Source organism: Pseudundibacterium arcticum (assembly GCF_042646465.1).
Lineage (GTDB): Bacteria > Pseudomonadota > Gammaproteobacteria > Burkholderiales > Burkholderiaceae_D > Undibacterium_A > Undibacterium_A arcticum.
In genome coordinates, this window is sequence record NZ_JBHRTP010000008.1 from 202729 (window position 1) to 221536 (window position 18808).

19 protein-coding genes are annotated in these 18808 nt (G+C 59.2%); 10 read left to right on the top strand and 9 right to left on the bottom strand.

Going from position 1 to position 18808, the window contains the following annotated elements; translation table 11 throughout:
- Positions 1–5 precede the first annotated feature (5 nt).
- The 5 genes from ACFOFO_RS03900 to ugpQ all read right to left on the bottom strand — a co-directional run bounded on the left by ACFOFO_RS03900 (position 6) and on the right by ugpQ (position 5550).
- Positions 6–560, bottom strand: coding sequence for an NUDIX domain-containing protein (locus ACFOFO_RS03900; protein ID WP_390328227.1), 555 nt, complete (start codon positions 558–560; stop codon positions 6–8).
- Entirely contained in the window at positions 557–1102 is a 546-nt protein-coding gene (locus tag ACFOFO_RS03905; RefSeq protein WP_390326436.1) for a GNAT family N-acetyltransferase, read from the bottom strand. The genes ACFOFO_RS03900 and ACFOFO_RS03905 overlap by 4 nt, the downstream gene beginning before the upstream one ends.
- The gene (gene alaS / locus ACFOFO_RS03910; RefSeq protein ID WP_390330892.1) at positions 1099–3723 is read right to left on the bottom strand and encodes an alanine--tRNA ligase; all 2625 of its coding nucleotides are present in this window, start codon (positions 3721–3723) and stop codon (positions 1099–1101) included. Before alaS ends, ACFOFO_RS03905 begins: the two co-directional genes overlap by 4 nt.
- A gap of 285 nt (positions 3724–4008) precedes the next feature.
- Entirely contained in the window at positions 4009–4596 is a 588-nt protein-coding gene (locus tag ACFOFO_RS03915; protein ID WP_390326439.1) for a hypothetical protein, read from the bottom strand.
- A 195-nt stretch (positions 4597–4791) separates the two neighbouring features.
- The gene (ugpQ, locus tag ACFOFO_RS03920; protein ID WP_390326442.1) at positions 4792–5550 is read right to left on the bottom strand and encodes a glycerophosphodiester phosphodiesterase; all 759 of its coding nucleotides are present in this window, start codon (positions 5548–5550) and stop codon (positions 4792–4794) included.
- A 105-nt stretch (positions 5551–5655) separates the two neighbouring features.
- On the opposite strand from ugpQ, the gene ACFOFO_RS03925 reads away from it, so the two are divergent.
- Complete coding sequence (locus tag ACFOFO_RS03925) at positions 5656–6915, top strand: CaiB/BaiF CoA transferase family protein (RefSeq protein ID WP_390328230.1); 1260 nt, start codon at positions 5656–5658, stop codon at positions 6913–6915.
- A 116-nt stretch (positions 6916–7031) separates the two neighbouring features.
- Here ACFOFO_RS03925 and ACFOFO_RS03930 read toward each other — a convergent pair whose 3' ends face one another.
- The 3 genes from ACFOFO_RS03930 to ACFOFO_RS03940 all read right to left on the bottom strand — a co-directional run bounded on the left by ACFOFO_RS03930 (position 7032) and on the right by ACFOFO_RS03940 (position 10293).
- Positions 7032–7358 (bottom strand): hypothetical protein, encoded by a 327-nt coding sequence (locus ACFOFO_RS03930; protein ID WP_390326444.1) that lies wholly within the window; start codon positions 7356–7358, stop codon positions 7032–7034.
- A gap of 705 nt (positions 7359–8063) precedes the next feature.
- On the bottom strand, positions 8064–8849 hold the full coding sequence (locus tag ACFOFO_RS03935) for a DUF1223 domain-containing protein (protein WP_390326446.1): 786 nt from the start codon (positions 8847–8849) through the stop codon (positions 8064–8066).
- Positions 8850–8952: 103 nt separating this feature from the next.
- A complete protein-coding gene (locus ACFOFO_RS03940; RefSeq protein WP_390330893.1) occupies positions 8953–10293 on the bottom strand; it encodes a CynX/NimT family MFS transporter in 1341 nt (446 codons plus the stop codon).
- A 406-nt stretch (positions 10294–10699) separates the two neighbouring features.
- On the opposite strand from ACFOFO_RS03940, the gene ACFOFO_RS03945 reads away from it, so the two are divergent.
- A complete protein-coding gene (locus tag ACFOFO_RS03945) occupies positions 10700–12436 on the top strand; it encodes a glutamine--tRNA ligase/YqeY domain fusion protein (RefSeq protein ID WP_390326450.1) in 1737 nt (578 codons plus the stop codon).
- 136 nt (positions 12437–12572) lie between these two features.
- On the top strand, positions 12573–13118 hold the full coding sequence (locus ACFOFO_RS03950) for an REP-associated tyrosine transposase (RefSeq protein WP_390326452.1): 546 nt from the start codon (positions 12573–12575) through the stop codon (positions 13116–13118).
- A gap of 38 nt (positions 13119–13156) precedes the next feature.
- On the opposite strand, the gene ACFOFO_RS03955 is transcribed toward ACFOFO_RS03950, so the two are convergent.
- Positions 13157–13303, bottom strand: a complete 147-nt coding sequence (locus ACFOFO_RS03955; RefSeq protein WP_390326454.1) for a hypothetical protein — start codon at positions 13301–13303, stop codon at positions 13157–13159.
- 286 nt (positions 13304–13589) lie between these two features.
- Between ACFOFO_RS03955 and ACFOFO_RS03960 the strand changes: the two genes are divergently transcribed.
- From ACFOFO_RS03960 to ACFOFO_RS03990, 7 genes are all read left to right on the top strand, one after another.
- Positions 13590–14426, top strand: coding sequence for a hypothetical protein (locus ACFOFO_RS03960; RefSeq protein ID WP_390326455.1), 837 nt, complete (start codon positions 13590–13592; stop codon positions 14424–14426).
- A 110-nt stretch (positions 14427–14536) separates the two neighbouring features.
- A complete protein-coding gene (locus tag ACFOFO_RS03965; protein WP_390326457.1) occupies positions 14537–14920 on the top strand; it encodes a glutaredoxin family protein in 384 nt (127 codons plus the stop codon).
- A 198-nt stretch (positions 14921–15118) separates the two neighbouring features.
- Positions 15119–15850, top strand: a complete 732-nt coding sequence (locus ACFOFO_RS03970) for a hypothetical protein (RefSeq protein ID WP_390326459.1) — start codon at positions 15119–15121, stop codon at positions 15848–15850.
- Between the two features lie 147 nt (positions 15851–15997).
- On the top strand, positions 15998–16507 hold the full coding sequence (locus ACFOFO_RS03975; RefSeq protein ID WP_390326461.1) for a DUF1993 domain-containing protein: 510 nt from the start codon (positions 15998–16000) through the stop codon (positions 16505–16507).
- 676 nt (positions 16508–17183) lie between these two features.
- Positions 17184–17471 (top strand): hypothetical protein, encoded by a 288-nt coding sequence (locus ACFOFO_RS03980; protein ID WP_390326467.1) that lies wholly within the window; start codon positions 17184–17186, stop codon positions 17469–17471.
- A gap of 142 nt (positions 17472–17613) precedes the next feature.
- Complete coding sequence (locus tag ACFOFO_RS03985) at positions 17614–18165, top strand: GNAT family N-acetyltransferase (protein ID WP_390326469.1); 552 nt, start codon at positions 17614–17616, stop codon at positions 18163–18165.
- A gap of 160 nt (positions 18166–18325) precedes the next feature.
- Positions 18326–18778: a TIGR02594 family protein gene (locus tag ACFOFO_RS03990; protein ID WP_390326472.1), complete on the top strand. Its 453-nt coding sequence runs from the start codon at positions 18326–18328 to the stop codon at positions 18776–18778.
- The last annotated feature ends 30 nt before the right edge of the window (positions 18779–18808 follow it).

Genomic DNA, 18808 nt, shown 5'->3' on the forward strand with positions numbered 1-18808 from the left:
ACGCGCTATTTTTCAACAGCAGTGTGGCTGGTGGCAGTACTTTGAAAGTTCTGATCCACATACACCACCGGCAAGCCGCGCGAGCGCAGCCAATCGGCCGTCGCCTCGCCGGTGGTGCCGCGCCACGGCCGCAGCGTTTCGGGGGCGATCAGCCGATATTCGAGCAATTCTTCCGACAAGCGAATCTCGCCCGATGCCTTTACATGATAGGCAATGATCAGCTCGTTCTTGCGGATGAATTCATAGACCCCGATCAAGCTGACCACATCCGCGTCAAGATTGGTTTCTTCCTTCAACTCGCGCGCGACGCCCTGCTCCGGCGTTTCGCCGCGCTCCATGAAACCGGTGATCAGCGAGAACGTCTTTTCCGGCCAGGCGGCATTGCGTGCCAGCAGGATTTTTTCGTCAAACTCGACCAGTGCAGCCAGCACCGGCAACGGGTTATCCCAGTGCGTCCAATGACCATCGGGACAGGCGAGGCGGATTTTTTGGCTATCACCATTGTCGGCTCGCAATACCAGGGAGCCGGCGCACACCGGGCAAAATTTAAAATCCATCAGACTGTGGAGGCCGGCAATTGCGGCGGATGCGGGTGAAGACGCGCCATCGAATACCCATCTACAAGCTTGCCATCACGCAGCACATCCGCGCGATGGGTTCCTTCGATCTCAAAACCAAATTTTCGGTATAACGCAATTCCTGATGCATTGTCGGTAAATACCGTCAATTCTATACGCAGTATGTGTAGCCAGTTATCGGCCAAATTGACTAGCTCAGCCATTAAAGCCGTACCAATACCCTTGCCAGCAAAATCGTCCGCGACGGCAATGCCAAGCGAAGCAACATGGCGACGTCGCATATTGGCTTCGAGATGGAGTCCTGCGGTGCCAACAATAACCCCATCGACCAGCCCGACCAGCAGGTACCGATTCGGATCCGGCTGGGTCAGGCGCTCATGCCACATGTCGATCGATGGGTGGGGTAACTGCAAGGTCCCGGTATAAGCCCCGGCACCCGCATGCACGCGCTGGATCTGTGCCGCGTCAGAAATTTCTGCCCGTCTGATTTCCAGCGAACCAGGTACCGGAGTCGTCATATTCATTGCCTTTCGCCGACCCAATTGGCGACACCAGCCAGCGCTTTTGCCAGCCCGCTCGGATCGGTGCCGCCGGCCTGCGCCATATCGGGCCGGCCGCCACCCTTGCCGCCGACCTGTTGCGCGACGAAATTGACCAGTTCACCGGCTTTCACTTTCGAGGTGGCATCGGCGGTGACGCCGGCGATCAGGCTGACCTTGCCGTCGGTCACGCTGGCGAGCACAATCGCGGCAGTTTTCAGCTTGTCCTTCAGCTTATCCATGGTTTCACGCAGGGTCGCGACGTCGGCACCGTCGAGCGTCGCCGCCAGGACCTTGATGCCCTTGACATCGACGGCCTGATTCAGCAGTTCGTCGCCCTGACCGGAAGCCAGTTTCGATTTCAGCGCGGCGACTTCCTTTTCCAGCGACTTGATCTGATCCTGCACCTGCACGATGCGTTGCGTCAGTTCGTCCGGCTGCGCTTTCAATGCGGCAGCCGCCTCGTTGACGCGGCGATTGAGCGACTGGATCAGCGCCAGCGCGCCCTCGCCTGTTACCGCCTCGACGCGGCGGATGCCGGCGGCGACACCGCCTTCCGCGGTGATCTTGAACAGGCCGATATCACCGGTGCGGCTGACGTGCGTACCGCCGCACAGTTCGCGCGACGAACCGATGTCGAGCACGCGTACCTCGTCGCCGTATTTCTCGCCGAACAGCGCCATCGCACCGTGCTTGACAGCATCGTCGAACGACATCACCTGCGCCCGGGTGGGCAAGTTGGCGAGAATCTCGCGATTGACGATGGCCTCGACTTCACGAATCTGCTCGGTGGTCATCGGTGCATTGTGGCTGAAATCGAAACGCGTCTTGTCGGAGTCGACCAGCGAACCTTTTTGTGACACGTGGCTGCCCAGCACTTCGCGCAGCGCCTTGTGCATCAGGTGCGTCGCCGAATGGTTGCGCACGGTGCGCGCGCGCAGCGCCAGGTCGACTTGCGCATTGACTTGATCCCCGACCGACAAGCTGCCCTTGCTGACGGTGCCGTGATGACCAAACACCTCGGGTTGAATCTTCAACGTATCTTCGACCACAAAGCCCGCCGACGCCGACGCCAGCACGCCACGGTCGCCGGCCTGGCCGCCGGATTCCGCATAAAACGGTGTCGTGTCGAGCACCACGATCGCGTCCTGGCCTGCGGCCACGCTCTGCACCGCAGTGCCGTTCAGGTACAGCGCCACCACTTTGGCATCTTGCTGCAAGCTGTCGTAACCGACAAACTTGTTCCTTGCGCCGCTGTATTCGATCGCGGCCGCGGTCTTGAACTTGCCGGCGGCACGCGCGGCAGTCTTTTGCCGTTGCATCGCGGCGTCGAATCCAGTTTCATCGAGCATCACATTGCGTTCGCGGCAGATATCGGCGGTCAGATCGAGCGGGAAGCCGAAGGTGTCATACAGCGTGAATGCGGTCTCGCCATCGAGGTGCTTGCTATCCCTGGCCAACGCCTGCTCCAGGATCTTCATGCCGTTTTCCAGCGTCTCGCTGAAACGTTCTTCTTCCTGCTGCAGCACCTGTTCGACCCGTGACGCCGCTTCGGTCAGTTCCGGATAGGCTTCGCCCATCTCCAGCACCAGATCCTTGACCAGCCGGTAGAAGAACGGTTTGGTCTGACCCAGCTTGTGACCATGCCGCAGCGCGCGGCGGATGATCCGGCGCAGCACATAGCTGCGACCTTCATTACCGGGAATGACGCCATCGACGATCAGGAACGAGCAGGCGCGGATATGGTCCGCGATCACTTTCAGCGAATTGTTGGCCAGATCCTGGGTACCGGTTTCGCGCGCGGCGGCCTTGATCAGGCTCTGGAATAGATCGATATCGTAATTGCTGTGACCATGCTGCAGCACCGCGGCCAGACGCTCCAGACCCATGCCGGTGTCGACGCACGGTTTCGGCAGCGGCAGCAGGCGCGCCTCGCCAGTGGCGGCGTCGATCTGGCGGTCAAACTGCATGAACACGTTGTTCCAGATTTCGATGTAACGATCGCCGTCCTGCTCCGGGCTGCCCGGAGGACCACCCCAGATTTCCGGGCCGTGGTCGTAGAAAATTTCGGAGCAGGGGCCGCACGGGCCGGTCTCGGCCATCTGCCAGAAGTTATCCGACGCATAGGGTGCGCCCTTGTTGTCGCCGATGCGCACCACGCGCTCTTTCGGCAGGCCGATCACGTTGACCCAGATGTCGTAGGCCTCGTCGTCGGTTTCATACACGGTCGCCCACAGCTTTTCAGCCGGCAGGCCGTACACCTTGGTCAGCAGTTCAAAGGCCCAGAGCAGCGAATCACGCTTGAAGTAATCGCCGAACGACCAGTTGCCGAGCATCTCGAAAAACGTATGATGGCGTGCGGTGTAACCGACATTTTCCAGATCGTTATGTTTGCCACCGGCGCGCAGACAGCGCTGCACCGATGCCGCGCGCACGTAATTGCGTTTCTCGGTGCCCAGAAATACATCCTTGAACTGCACCATGCCGGAATTGGTAAACAGCAGCGTCGGGTCGTTGCCCGGCACCAGGCTGGACGAACGCACGACCGTATGGCCTTTGGATTCGAAAAACTGCAGGAATTTGTCGCGGATTTCGGAAGATTTCATATTTTCGGCAAAAAAGAGTGACGCAAGAGAATGGCGCAATACCGCAAAATTTCGATTATACGTGATCTGGCTGACCTGAAATATGGGGCAAATCGGGGCTATTCAACGCGAATCGCGGCCCAGCCACGATGTTTTTCCGACAACAATCGCCACAATCGGCCGGCAGCCATTTTTCGCGATCAGCAAACAAAAAACCCCGCCAGTCGCCTGGTGGGGTTTTCGGTCAAACGAATTGCTGTCCTGAATCTACCGCACCAAATCTGCGGCGTGCAGCGCGATCGCAGCTCAGCCGCGTTGTTGGGCGTCGTGTTTTTGACGATGGATGCGGCGCGATTGGCGATTTTCGGTCCGTTGCACGCGCGCCTGTTCGGCGGCGCTGACATGCCCATCGTGACCGGCAACCGCTTCTTTCGCATCGATTCTGGCCTGACCACGCTCCAGCTTGGCCACTTCATGGTTGGTCAATGAACCGTTCTTGACGCCGGCCTCGATCCGCTGTTCCTGATTCACATTGCGCTGCACGTCGGCCTGCATCCGCTTGCTCGAGGTCGAATCCGGATTGCCGGTCTGGGCGTTGGTCCGGTCGGCGTGGATATCGTTGCTGACCTTGTTTTGCATCTGTTCGATCCGTGCCTTTTCGGTCACGCTGAACTTGCCGTCTTTCAGCGCATTCGCTTGGGCGCGGTCCACCCTGGTTTCTTCATGCTCGAGTTTGGCGGCTTCGCGGGTATTGAGCTGGCCGGATTTCAGGCCGTTCTCAATCCGTTGCTGCTGATTGACATCGCGTTTGACCTCAGTCGCGGTCGATTGCGCAAACACTGGCGCGGCCAGAAAGCTTACCAGCAGCAGCGGAATCATTTTTGCGGTTTTCATCATCGGTTCCTATCGGTTGTGAGTTGTTGGGTGTCGTGTATCGTCATCGATGAGCGCGTTTGCTCATGGCTCGATTAACGAGCTTGCAGCAAGTCTGACGACACGTCATTTGTAAGGCGTGTAACGAAAGGTAACGCGAGCGATTTTATTTCAGCCATTGCCGCCAATGTCCAGCGTGAGAGTCGTGGGCACGCGTCACGCAAAATCAGCCGCGATCAGATCGATCCGATCGGTACAGAAGCCGTCGACGCCCCATCCCAGGATCTCGTGCGCGCGCGCCGGATCATTGACGGTGTAGCAGAACAGGCCAAAGCCGCCCTGCTTCACGGCACGCGCCAGCTGCGGCGTCAGTGTGCGGTGATTGGTATTGAGCGAAACGGCGGCGAGCGCGTTCAGGCGGGCCTGCCAGTCGGGCGGAATGACGTCTACCAGCAGCGCGCGCGGAATTTCCGGGGCGACCCTGCGCGCCGCTACCAGCGCCAGTTCCGAGAACGAGGACAGCAAAGGGAGGCTGCTGCGCGCATGCGCGCCTGGTCCGAACTCAGCGGCGAACCGCTGCCGCAGCATCTGTCCGACGATGCGTCCGGTGACCTCTTCAAAGCCGGGCGCCGGCTTGATCTCGACATTCATCCAGATCCCATTTTCCTGGCAGAAGTCGATCACCTGTGCCAACAGCGGCACCGGCTCGCCGCGATACGCGTCGCTGAACCAGGCTCCGGCATCCATCGCGCTCAACTGCCGCGCAGCGCAATCCGACACCGCACCGACGCCGCTGACGGTGCGACCGAACTGATGGTCGTGCATCAGCACCGGGATCTCGTCTTGCGACAGCATGACATCGAATTCGACCGCATGAAAGCCGCGCCCCAGCCCCGCCTGCATCGCGGCGAGCGTGTTTTCGGGGGCAAGAATGCCGGCGCCACGATGGGCGACTATTTTCGGATAAGGCCACATGGTTCGCTATTCTTTGACACATTTTCTGGAGCGCATCGACAAGCCTTGCGATGCGTTTTACACTTGCCCGTAACGCTAACACCTTTAGGGAACACCGTGCAGCCAATCCAACCAACAGCCGATGCCGCCTCCAGCGCACCATCCCAAAAATCGCTCGGCCACATCCGCGTGCTGGACCTGACCCGGGTGCTGGCCGGACCGTGGTGCGCACAGAATCTGGCCGATCTGGGCGCCGATGTCATCAAGATCGAACGCCCCGGCGTCGGTGACGACACCCGTACATGGGGCCCGCCGTACCTGAAGGATGCGCAAGGGCGCGATAGCAGCGAGGCCGCCTATTATCTGGCCGCCAATCGCGGCAAGCGCTCGGTGACAGTCGATATCGCCAGCGCGGAAGGCCAGGCGATCGTGCGCGCACTGGCGCTGCAATCGGATGTCGTGCTGGAAAATTACAAGGTCGGCCAGTTAAGGAAATACGGTCTGGATTATGAATCGCTGAAGCAGATCAAACCCGATCTGGTGTACTGCTCGATCACCGGCTTTGGCCAGGACGGCCCCTATGCCGAGCGCCCCGGCTACGATTTCATCGTGCAGGGTATCGGCGGTTTCATGTCGATCACTGGCGAGCGCGACGACCTGCCGGGTGGCGGCCCGCAAAAAGCCGGCGTCGCGATCTGCGACCTGATGACCGGCATGTATGCCAGCATCGCCGTGCTCGCCGCGCTGACCCATCGGGACCGTACCGGAGAAGGCCAATATATCGACATGGCCTTGCTCGACGTCCAAGTCGCGATGCTGGCCAACATGGGCGCCAATTTTCTTGCCAGCGGCACGGCACCCAAGCGCTGGGGCAATGCGCATCCGAATATCGTGCCCTACCAGACTTTTGCCACTGCCGATGGCCACATCATCGTCGCAGTCGGCAATGACGGCCAGTTCCGCAAATTCGTCGAAGTCGGGGGACGGCCGGAACTGGCCGACGATGAACGTTTCGCCAGCAATCCGATGCGGGTGCGCCATCGCGATATCCTGGTGCCGCTGCTGGCTGAGATGGTCAGAGAAAAATCCAGGCAGGCATGGATCAGCGAACTCGAGGCGGCTGGCGTACCTTGCGGACCGATCAACAATCTTGGTGAGGTGTTCGACGACCCACAGGTCAAGGCGCGCGGCATCTGCGTCGACCTGCCGCATCCGGTCACCGGCCACGTGAAATTAACGGCCAGCCCGATGAAGCTGTCGGTCACGCCACCGCAATACGACGCGGCGCCGCCATTGCTGGGACAACATACCGACGAAGTGCTGCGCGATTTGCTGGGATACCGGCAAGATCAGATCGCCGGCTTGCGTGAGCAGGGCATTCTTTGACGAAACTGTACGGTATTCCCCTTCCAAATTGACGACAAAAACGGCGCATCCAGCGCCGTTTTTTATTGCTTGCCAGACTGCTCTATCTATAGCGCGTAGCTACTAAATCGAGCGAATCAATGCAATTGATGCTTCAACTCAGATAGCTCACTATGCACTTGCATCACCGAACTTTTCAATGCGTCATCGAGTTTACCTGCACGTTGACAAGCATCGCGCGCCTGATCGCCATACATTTCCAATTGATCGACACATTTGCGGATTTGCTTTTCATCCTGCGACTGAAAAACTGGTTTTGCACGGTCGGTTTCCGTGCTGAGTTTGTGAATACTGTCCTTCAAATCTTTCGGCACGCCGGCGCCGGCTTGGCAGGCCTTTTCAGCCTGCATGATAGATTGTTCGATGTGGTTAAAGCGTTGTTTGATATCGCTGGTATTCAACATAATCATCGCTCCTTTTATTTAAAAACCTTACACAAGCCACATTCTTTGGCCCATGTACGGGACTATTGGATTACATATGGTGAACGAAGTTCACACGAATTTCATTACCCGAGGTCCTGGGAATTCACCGCCAAACGGCGCGCTCATTCGCGTTCATGCAGCGCCACTAGTACGCCACTAGCGGTCACCCCGCCGTTGTAATAACTAGTTCAGAAAACGTGACACACCAAGTGGAGCTGTGAGGCCTATGAGGCCCGTGAGGCCGATTAAGATGCGTAAATAATAGACCTTGTCCCTCGGTGTATAGAAAATTGTATTTGCAATGAGTGCCATATCGACTACGCTGAAATTGCGCAGAGCACATGAGGGTCATCGATAGGTGATTCAGGATTATGGAAATCGTTTTCGCGCTGGCATTACTGGTTCCATTCGCAATGATTGCGTACTGGATAGTGGATGAAGTTCATGAAGAATATGTACATCATCATTACTATTAACATGCGGCGACGCGATTTCCGATGATTCGGAAACCGTCCTGACCCAGATAAGGAAGTTATTTCAGGAAGACACGCCTAACATTGCAGAACAGCACATCGGATTTTGATCCACTTGGAATCGTCACGATTTCAATGATGGGATGAGGTACAGGGGTTTTCCTGTAGATCATCCCATTTGCATTTCCGGCTTATGCAATTGTTCTGCGGTTTATCCCCCGCACAACGGTTGCATTAGTGCCTGCAGTATCTCGCCCTGATTCGACTGCAAGAAAGCCACCACGCCCAAATTTCCGGCCGTCGCGCCTGACGGCAATGGCACGTTGGTTACCAACGACGCCTTGCGATCTGCCAGCGCAATCGGTCCCAGCCATTGCCGCACCACATAATCATGTTTCAGCGTAACGCCGCGATTCTCGCCCGCCTTGACTACTGACCGGAGCCCGTTCTCCACCACAGCGACGAACAGTTTGCCGCTCTGTGCGTCCTGTGTTGTGATCGCACTGACCTCCACCGGCAAGTTGCCGGCGGCCGGCCGGCCCAACGCGATGCTGATGTCGGCGCGGGCCGGCCTGTCATTGATGCGCTTTACCGCCGCCGGCACAGCACCGCGCCAGCCACCAACGCCACCACGCAATTCATGGCCGCCGATGAACAGTTCCGGCGTATAGATGGTGCGGCTGCCGGCGTTGTTGGACAACCAGCGCTGCCGCTCGGTGAAGGCAGCTTTTGCAAATAAATCCTTCCAGCCTATATAGTCCCAATAATCGACATGCATTGACAGCGGCACCACCTGCTCTGACGTCATGCCCGATCCGCGTAGGCCGCTGACGAATGTGTCGGCCGGCGGACAGCTGTCGCAGCCTTCCGACGTGTACAGCTCCAGCAACGCAACCGTGTGGGCCGGACTATGCTTGCTGCAAGTCTGGGCGATGGTGTCTGCCTGCACGGCGCTGCACACCAGCAATGCCGCGACGGCCAAAATTGAAGTCTTCACGATGCCTCCAAGTCCGGCCGGGTGATCCGACCGCTGCTGCTTAGTCAGACGCGGCGCGGCAAGCTTACAACTTCGCTCGACATTCAGGAAACCGGCAAGCGCGTCAGCGCCGCTGCAACGGCCCTTCCAGCCTGACCCGCACATGTCGGACCCGCCCGGCACCCAACCCGGCCGCGGCCGCACCGAGTCCGATCAGCACAAACAGTGCGCCGGTCGCGTTGAAGCCGCCGGTCCAGCCATGGATCAGCCCCACCATTAGCGGGCCGCCGGCCGCCAGCACATAACCGACGGTCTGCGCCATGCTCGACAAATGCGCGGCCACATGGGCGTCCGGCGAGCGCAACACGATCAGCGTCATCGCCACCGCGATCAGGCTGCCCTGCCCTGCGCCTTGCAGCACCGCCCACAACCACACCGATGACAGCGGCGCAAACAGGCAGCCCAGCAGCCCGAGTACCGCCATGCCGACCACGATCACGTTGATCCCACGCTGGTCTTTGCAGCGGACCGCTAGCGACGGTGCCGTCAGGCAGGCCGCCATCTGGGCCAGCACCGAGACCGACACCACCAGCCCGGCGTTGACGCCACTCAAGCCGCGTTCGCGCAGAATCGGTGCCAACCAGCCGAACACGCAATATGCCAACGCCGATTGCAGCCCCATGAACAGCGTGACCTGCCAAGCCAGTGGATCGCGCCACAGGCCCCGCACTATAAAACCCACCGAGCGGCCCGCTGCCGGCCGCACCAGCGCCTGCGGAATCCATAACAACAACACCGCCAGTACCGGCAGCGCCCATGCCGCCAGCGCCAGCGACCACGAACCGAACAGCCGTTGCAGCGGCACCGTGAATCCGGCCGCACTGGCGGCACCGGCGCACAACGCCATCGTGTACATCCCGGTCATCAGCGCGGCCTGCGGCTGAAAATCGCGTTTGACCAGTCCGGGCAGCAGCACGTTGACGGCTGCAATGCCGGCCCCGGCCAGAATCGAACCCAGCAGCAGCGCCGGCACCGTCGCCAGCCCGCGCAGCGCGGTCCCGAGCGCCAGCAATGCCAGTAATCCGATGATGCTGCGCTCGGCGCCAAAGCGTAGCGCCAGCCGTGGCGCGAGCGGTGCGAACAAGCCCAGACACAACACCGGCAAGGTCGTCATCAGGCTGGCGCCGGCCGGCGTAATGCCATCGTCGCGCATCACTTCCGGCAGCACCGCCGACAAGCTGGAAAACACCGGCCGCAGATTGAACGCGATCAGCACCAGGCTGGCGCCCAGAATGATTTGGCCGCGACGGCCATGCACCGGCGTCGGCCCCGGCGTCGGGAAGGCGTCGATTTCGGCATCGATCAGCTGCTCGTCGGCCAGATCCAGCACCGCTTTGTGCGCGGTATCGGGATGCGCGACGGATCTGTTGCCTGTGCCGTGCCGGCTTTTGATGAGGTGGGTCATGGGTGCGGGATGAGGTATCAGGGGCGTCGCTGTCGCAGGTGGTGCAGCACCTTTCGGTCGGCGCGCTATCGGCTGCATGGGAAACCAGCTGTTTATAAACGCAATTTGAAGATCCTGCCCGCTTGCTGGCTAAGCTACCGCAATAAAACCGGCTTGCCGGTACGCCAGATCAATATACTCCCAATAACAAATCGTTAATCCGCAATATTTAATTGAAAAAATTGCATATACTCACCACTATTAAAATGCCAATACTTTAAATGAAAAACAGTTGCCACTTGTTGGCCGCATTCCAGCGCCGCCGCTTTGGGTAGCGTGCCCCCTGCATCGATCCAGCCGCCGCTGCGCTGCTCTACGGTAGAATGCCCTCAACCAAATCTTTCAAATTGCACTCTGAAGAACCCACATGAGCAACGACTCCAAAAACGGCCCGCACGCCGCTGACCACGCCCCCGTCATCTCCAATTTTCTGCGCACCATCATCGAGAACGACCTGAAAGACGGTGCCCATCTGCGCCCCGGTCTGCCGCAGGTCATCACGCGCTTCCCGCCGGAACCTAACGGCTACCTGCACATCGGCCACGCCAAGTCGATTTGCCTGAACTTCGGCCTGGCGCGCGACTATGACGGCCGCTGCCATCTGCGCTTTGATGACACCAATCCGGAAAAAGAAGAACAGGAATACGTCGACACCATCATCGACAGCGTGCACTGGCTCGGCTTCTCCTACGAGCACGACGCCAAACAGCATCTGTACTTCGCCAGCGACTATTTCGACCAGCTGTATGCGATGGCCGAACACCTGATCGAATTGGGTCACGCCTACGTCGACAGCCAGAACGCCGAAGAAATGGCCGCCAACCGCGGCAACTTCGGCGAGCCGGGCAAGAATTCTCCCTACCGCGACCGCACCGTCGCCGAATCGCTCGACCTGTTCCACCGCATGAAGGCCGGCGAGTTCCAGAACGGCGAACACATCGTGCGCGCCAAGATCGACATGGCCTCGCCCAACATGAACATGCGCGACCCGGCGATCTACCGCATCCGCCACGCACACCATCACCGCACCGGCGATAAATGGTGCGTCTATCCGATGTACGATTTCGCGCACCCGATCGAGGACGCGATCGAAAACGTCACGCACTCGGTCTGCACGCTGGAATTCCAGGACCATCGCCCGTTCTACGACTGGGTACTGGAACATTTGGCCGATGGCGGTTTCTTCCAACGGCCGCTGCCGAAGCAATATGAATTCTCGCGCCTGAACCTGACCTACATCGTCACCAGCAAACGTAAACTGCGTCAGCTGGTCGAAGAAAACATCGTCGACGGCTGGGACGACCCGCGCATGCCGACCCTGGTCGGCATGCGCCGTCGCGGCTACACACCCGAAGCGATCCAGCTGATGTGCGAACGCACCGGTGTCACCAAATCGGACGGCTGGATCGACTACAGCGTGCTCGAAGGCTGCCTGCGCGAAGACCTCGACCCCAAGGCACCGCGCGCCACCGCCGTGCTGCGCCCGTTGAAACTGGTCATCGACAACTTCCCGGATGAACTTTCCGTCGAATGCAGCTCGCCAGTGCACCCGCACCACCCGGAACGCGGCAACCGCCATTTCCCGATCACCAAGGAGCTGTGGATCGAGCAGGACGACTTCATGGAAACGCCGAGCAAAGGCTATTTCCGTCTGTTCCCAGGCAACAAGGTACGGCTGCGCTATGGCTACGTGGTCGAATGCACCGGATGCAACAAGGATGCCGCCGGCAACGTGATCGCGGTGCATTGCAGCTACTTCCCCGACAGCAAATCCGGTACCGAAGGCAGCGCCAACTACAAGGTCAAGGGCAACATCCACTGGGTCAGCGCGCATCATGCCGTGGTGGCCGAAGTGCGCCTGTACGACCGCCTGTTCACCGACCCGCACCCTGACGCCGGCGGCAAGGACTTTCTACAAGTGTTAAACCCAAACGCGAAGGAAGTCGTGACCGCGTACCTGGAGCAGGGCATCCACGCGGCCCAACCGGGCGACTGCTTCCAATTCGAGCGGCATGGGTACTTTGTCGCCGATCGGGTCGATTCGGTGGCCGGGAAGCCGGTGTTCAATCGGGTGGTGACGTTGAAGGATTCGTGGGGTAAATAAAGTTTACAAGTCCGCGTAGGGTGCGCCGTGTGCACCGGATCATCCACCGGCCTGCGATAAATTCTTGTTGTTGAGATTGACGTATTGGTGCGCACGGCGCACCCTACGGTTTTTCTGACCGTCTGCCATATCAAATATGTCGAACTATCGGCGTGCAAACATCCGCGGCGGCGCTTACTTCTTCACCGTGAATACCTTGCGCCGCATGCCGATTTTGACAGAGCTGACGATGCGTGCGGCATTGCGCGATGCGATTGCGCAAACCCGTTTATCCCATCCGTTTACTATCGATGCCTGGGTTTTATTGCCCGATCATTTGCATTGCATCTGGACCTTGCCGCAAGGGGATGCGAATTTTTCTGCACGCTGGTCCATGATCAAGCGCCTTGTTTCCCAACGCTGCGGGGCGGAATTTGGCGCCGCCGACCTATCCGCCTCCCGCGCCAGCCGCAAGGAAACTGGTATCTGGCAACGCCGTTTTTGGGAACATCAAATCCGCGACGACAATGACTTTTCCCGGCATGTCGATTACATTCATTGGAACCCGGTGAAACATGGTCTTGTGACGCGGGCGATCGATTGGCCGTATTCGACCTTTCATCGTTACGTCGCGGGTGGGATGTATTTAACGGACTGGGGACTTAGCGAAGCGACAGAATTTGCAAATAATCTTGGCGAGTGAATCTGGCTCTGAATGTAGGGTGCGCCATGCGCACCGAATCACCCACCGGCCATCGATAAATTCTTGCCGTTGATGTTGACGTTCCGGTGCGCGCGGCGCACCCTACGGCGCTCAATACGGTACCCGACGCATCCTGCACCTGCAATATACTCCACGCCGTATTTTTCCAGACGCAATGAAATCATGCGGGAAATGGCTATTTCCCAACATACTCCCTGTTTTTTATGAATGCAGCGGTTAGTCGGAGTTGCCGCCCTGCCTAGCTTGTCTCAACTCCCCCTTGCGACCTTGCGTGATATTGCTTGCACAGCACCGCCCGATGCGGGCGGCGGCTGCCGCCTTGTCGTCTACAATGCCTGCCGTGCGCGATTGACGTCCAATAAACGTCATCTGCGAGGTCAACTATGCGCATCGGATCTGAAGGCGAACGCCCTTGCAGCCAGCGCGGATCAATTCAACAGGAAAGAAAACATGAGCATCACCATCAACGAACAACTGCGTGCCTACATCGACCCACTGACCGCGAACGAACATGCGGCGCTGGAGCGCAGCATGGTGGCCGAGGGTTGCCGCGATGCGCTGGTGCTGTGGGGCGAGGTGCTGATCGACGGTCATAACCGGTATGCGATCTGCCAGCAGCACGATATCGCGTTCAAGACGGCGCAGAACGACAGCTTCGCGAGCATCGAGGATGTGCAGCTGTGGATGATCGATAACCATCTGGCGCGGCGCAGCGTATCGGATTTCCAGCGCGGGGTGCTGGCCTTGCGCAAGAAAGAGATCGTGGCCGCGCGCGCCAGGGTGCCGGACGACAGCAAGCCCGATGCCGCCGAGGCAGCGGATGCCGCTACGCCGGCAGGTAAACCGTTCCAGACCCGCCAGGACATCGCCAGGGTCGCCGGCATCAGCAGCAATACCATCAGCCAGATCGAGAAAATCCAGAAAACTGCCGCACCGGAATTGGTCCAGGCAGTGCGGTCCGGCACCATTTCGATCAATGCCGCCGCCGCGGTCGCGTCGCTGCCGAGTGCAGAACAAGTTGCTGCGGTCGCCGGCGGCCGAAAGGAATTACAGCAGGCCGCCAGACAGGTACGGGAACAGGTGCGCGAGTTGAAGTCGTCTGCCAAGCCGGTTGCGGCTGCGGCCACCCCAACGGCGCCAGACGCAGCCGGCCAAGCGGACAGCGATGTCGATGCCCTGCGCCGCAAAATTGCCGCACTGAGCGCAGAAAACGCGGCATTGCGCCAGCAGCTTGCCGCGTTAAGCGCCGCGTTGGAAGCGACCAAGGGGCTGGTTGATACCGTTTGATGCCGTTCTTGCTGCCGCAGGCGTGCGCGATACTGGCGGTACGCGGCAGCTTGTCGTCTACAATGCTGCCTCGCTTGCTTGAAGTCGACAACATCCCACCAAGAGAACCGATGAAATATTTTTTTAGACTGCTACGCCTGATTCTTGGACCTTTCATGCTGCTGACCGAGTGGCTGACCAGACCACGAGGCGTGGTGCGCGCTGCGGCTGAACAGGCCAGCGTCGATGCCGCCTGCCGGCAATTGACCTTGTATCAATTTCGCACCTGCCCGTTTTGCATCAAGGTACGGCAGGAGTTGCGCCGTCATTCATTGAAGGTCGAATTACGCGATGCGCAGCATTCGGCAGAAAACCGTCAGGCCTTGTTGGCGCAAGGTGGCAGCGGCAAGGTACCTTGCCTGAAAATTACCGATGAACACGGCACGGCGCGGTGGCTGTATCGGTCCGCTGAAATCATCAGCTATTTGCAGCAGCGGTTTGCTGTTGGCACCTAAGCATTAAGCAGGGAGCACCCTGCCGACGGCGCCAGACGGCCTTGAACGCGCACCTGTGTGGGGAAGCAACGGCGATTCCTGTTCGCGGGTTTAATTTCTTTGCCGAAATAAATTTAGCTGGTAGAGTAAGTTTTGGTTTCCGGCCAATGCAGCGGCGCGGATCTCACCGCATCGAGTTCGACGCCGCTATCCTCTCCCATGAAAATCCTGCTCCAAGCCTGCGCACTCCTTTTGACGATCATTGCCGGCGCATCTTTCGCCGGGCCGGCCGACTATGTGTACCGCACCTACGATAATGCCGGACAGCGCACGTTCGCCCTGAATGCGGGCAGCACCGCCATCGAAGACGAAGCGCGCGCCAGCAGCGCTTCTTTGGCGTTTGGCTACGGCATCAGCGAATCCTGGTTTTCGAATCTGTATTTCGAGTACGAGCGCGAAGGCGGCAACGGCACCAAGTTCGAGGGCGTGGAATGGCAGAATATTTTCAGGCTGACGCACGGCCAATACCCGGTCGATGTCGGCTTGTTTACCGAGCTGGCACGTCCGCAGGAGCGTGACGAGGGTTATGCACTGACCGTCGGCCCGCTGTTCGAGACCGAAATCGGTCGCACCCAGCTCAATTTCAACCTGCTGTTGTCGCGCTCTTACCGCGCCGTTGGCGACAATCCGATGAAGATGGGTTACCAGTGGCAGGTCAGGCATCACTGGAAGCGGCTGTTTGAGCCCGGCCTGCAAGGATTCGGCGACATGGGGCAGTGGGATCATTGGGACCCCAAGCGCGAGCAATCACACCGATTTGGTCCCGCGCTGTTCGGAACGCTCGATCTCGATGACCGGCGCGCGATCCAATATAACTTGGCCTACCTGTTCGAAACGACCAATGCACGGCAGCAAAACACGATCAGACTGCAAACCGTGTTTGAGTTCTAAGCCGGATAGTCGGCGCCATTACGAGACTGCGCGGCTGCAACCTGGCAGCCGGCGTATTGACTGCGGCGCAATGCGGACCGGATCGGGCAGAGTTGTGCCACTTCGACTACACTCTGCCCTCTCGTCACCTTCAATCTGGAAACCCTCATGACCATCTCCATGTACACCGCATCGATCCCCGTTTTCAAGCAAATACTCGGCGGCCTGCACGACGTGCTGGCCAAGGCCGAAGCACATGCGACGGCCAAGAGCATCGAACCGAACGCGTTGCTGCAGGCGCGTCTGTTCCCGGACATGTTTAACCTGGTCCGCCAGGTACAGATCGCTGCCGATTTCGCCAAGAGCGTGTCGGCGCGACTGGCCAATGCCGACGTGCCGGCATATGAAGACAACGAGCAGACATTTGCCGACCTGCAGGCGCGCATCGCCAAAACGTTGGCCTTCATCGATGGCCTCGCCGCCACCCAATTCGACGGCAGCGAATCGCGCGAGATCGTGCTGCGTCCCGGTACGCCGAAAGAGAAAAAACTGTCCGGCCAGGCTTATCTGCTGTCCTATGGTTTTCCGCAGTTTTTCTTCCATGTCACCACCACCTACGACATCCTGCGCCACAACGGTGTGGAAATCGGCAAGCGCGACTTCATGGGCAGCTATTAAATCAAGGGACTGTAACTCGGTCTGCACGCTGTAATTCCAGCACCACGGTCCGCTCCAGGACCGGGCTGCTGGAACATTTGGCCGATGGCGCCTTGTTCCAGACACCGCTGCCAACGCCATACGAATTCTCCCGCCTGATGCTGACCTGCATCGTCACCCGCAATCGTAAGCCGCGCCACCTGGGCGACGACAACATCGTCGACTGCCGGGACGCCGCGACGATGCCCCTTCGATCCTGAACCCTCGCAACTGACTGCGGACTCGACATTCCGATCCGCACAACACGCGCGTAGTCCAACCAGCAGCCGCTGACGGCAGCGCTCAATCCGGCCGGTGCTGACCTTGACCTATCGCGCACGGCACTTCCATTCTGACGCCGGACCGGCCGACAACACAGTCAAATAGACAACAATAGTCGCGGATTGGCAGGTTCAGCCGACGCCCGCTCGCCCCGCATGCGCCCCGTTTTATTTCACTTTTGACATCAAACCGTTGTCTGTGGCCGCGCTGCGCCCGTAATTTCCAGTTAAAAACACAACCCACTGTCAACCGAATCGGCGCGGTCAGCGTCATTAGTCTTGTGGCCACGCCACTACTTTTGCCAAAACTGCTCCGCAGATAAAAGATCACCACCATGATTTATGAAATACAGCTTCGTCCCGCCAGCAACCAACAGATGTCTTCTGATCAACTAATCTGGATCGAGTCTGCTCTGCCCACGCGAACATTTGAACAGTGGCTGGTCAGCAAATCGCTGTTGAACGGCACCAGCGACGCACCCGTCGTGCGCTGGAGCGTCGTGCAATCGGATCGCCCGGCGCATTTTCAGCTAGAGACAGAAATGGCGGCGCTGGAGAATCACATCGATGATCTCATCACCGGCAGCCCGGAAATCCGCGAGATGCCCGAAGCAGTGACTGCGTTGCGCGCGTATCAGTTGTACACGGCTGCGGCCCATTCGTGACCCGGCTTGCGCCAGAGGTGGCGTGCGCGCCCTTGCTTGCGCCGCTTGCTGATATCCCGTTTGGCGCCATCCCGTTCACGTCTCATACTCGATTCGTTTAAGATTGGCGTCCGTGGCACCTTCCGTGCATCGCCGATCTTTTATGTCCGACCCGTCTTCCTTCCCGACTCTCCATACGGCCAATTTCCTGCTGCGCCAGATCGCACAGGACGATCTGGCTGACATCTTTCGCGGATTGTCCGATCCGCGCGTGACCGCCTACTATGGCGTCAGCTACGCCACGCAGGAAGCGGCGCAGATGCAGATGCAGTGGTATCGCGCGATTGAACAACAGCACAGCGGCATCTGGTGGGCGATCTGCCGCCCCGATGCGCCGGCTGCGCTGCTCGGCACCTGCGGTTTCTATGACTGCGACCGGGAGAACCGTAATGTCGACATGGGCTATTGGCTGCTGCCCGAGCATTGGGGTACCGGCGTCATGCGCGAATCGCTGCCGGCGATTTTGAGCCATGCGTTCTCGCAGATGAGACTGCATCGCGTGGAGTGCGAAGTTGAACCCGCCAATCTCGCCAGCGGTCGGCTGCTGCGCGGGCTGGGCTTTGTCCATGAAGGCAGGCGGCGGCAGGTCGCTTTCAAAAATGGCAGCTTTGTCGACATGGAGTATTACGCACTGCTCGAGCACGAACTGCGCTAGTCGCCTACCCGATGGCGCCACGCCAACGCGTCGTTTTTGCTGATTCGGTTCCGCGGATTTTTTTCTCCAAACGCGCTCGCAGACGCACCGTCGCTGCAATGTGATTCCCGCCCTCTTGTTGTCGCCATGCCCACGATCGGATATATTGGGGCGCTAATCAATGACGGACATTCGAACCATGCACGACGACCCGATCTGGATGCCGGTTGCCTTGGCCGAAACAGGTGTAAGCCAGTATCCGGCAGGGCTGAGCAACCCGCGCATCACGGCGTATCACGACGGCACGAATATCCGCGGCTACGATGACAAGGCATCCTGGTGTTCGTCATTTGTGAACTGGTGTCTGGCACAGGCCGGCATTGCCGGCACCGGTTCGGCGCTGGCGCGCTCCTGGCTGGAATACGGGCAACCGCTGTCCGCACCGATCTCAGGATGCATCGTGGTACTGCAGCGCGACGAGCCAGACAGCTGGAAGGGCCACGTCGGATTTTTCTTGCGCGCGGATCGGGAGCATGTCTATCTCCTTGGCGGCAATCAGCTCGGCCAGGTACGCGAACATTCCTATCCGCTGGCACACGTGCTCGGCTATCGCTGGCCGAGTCCCAATCGATGATCGCCGACGCCGGCGATGCCGTGTATCTTC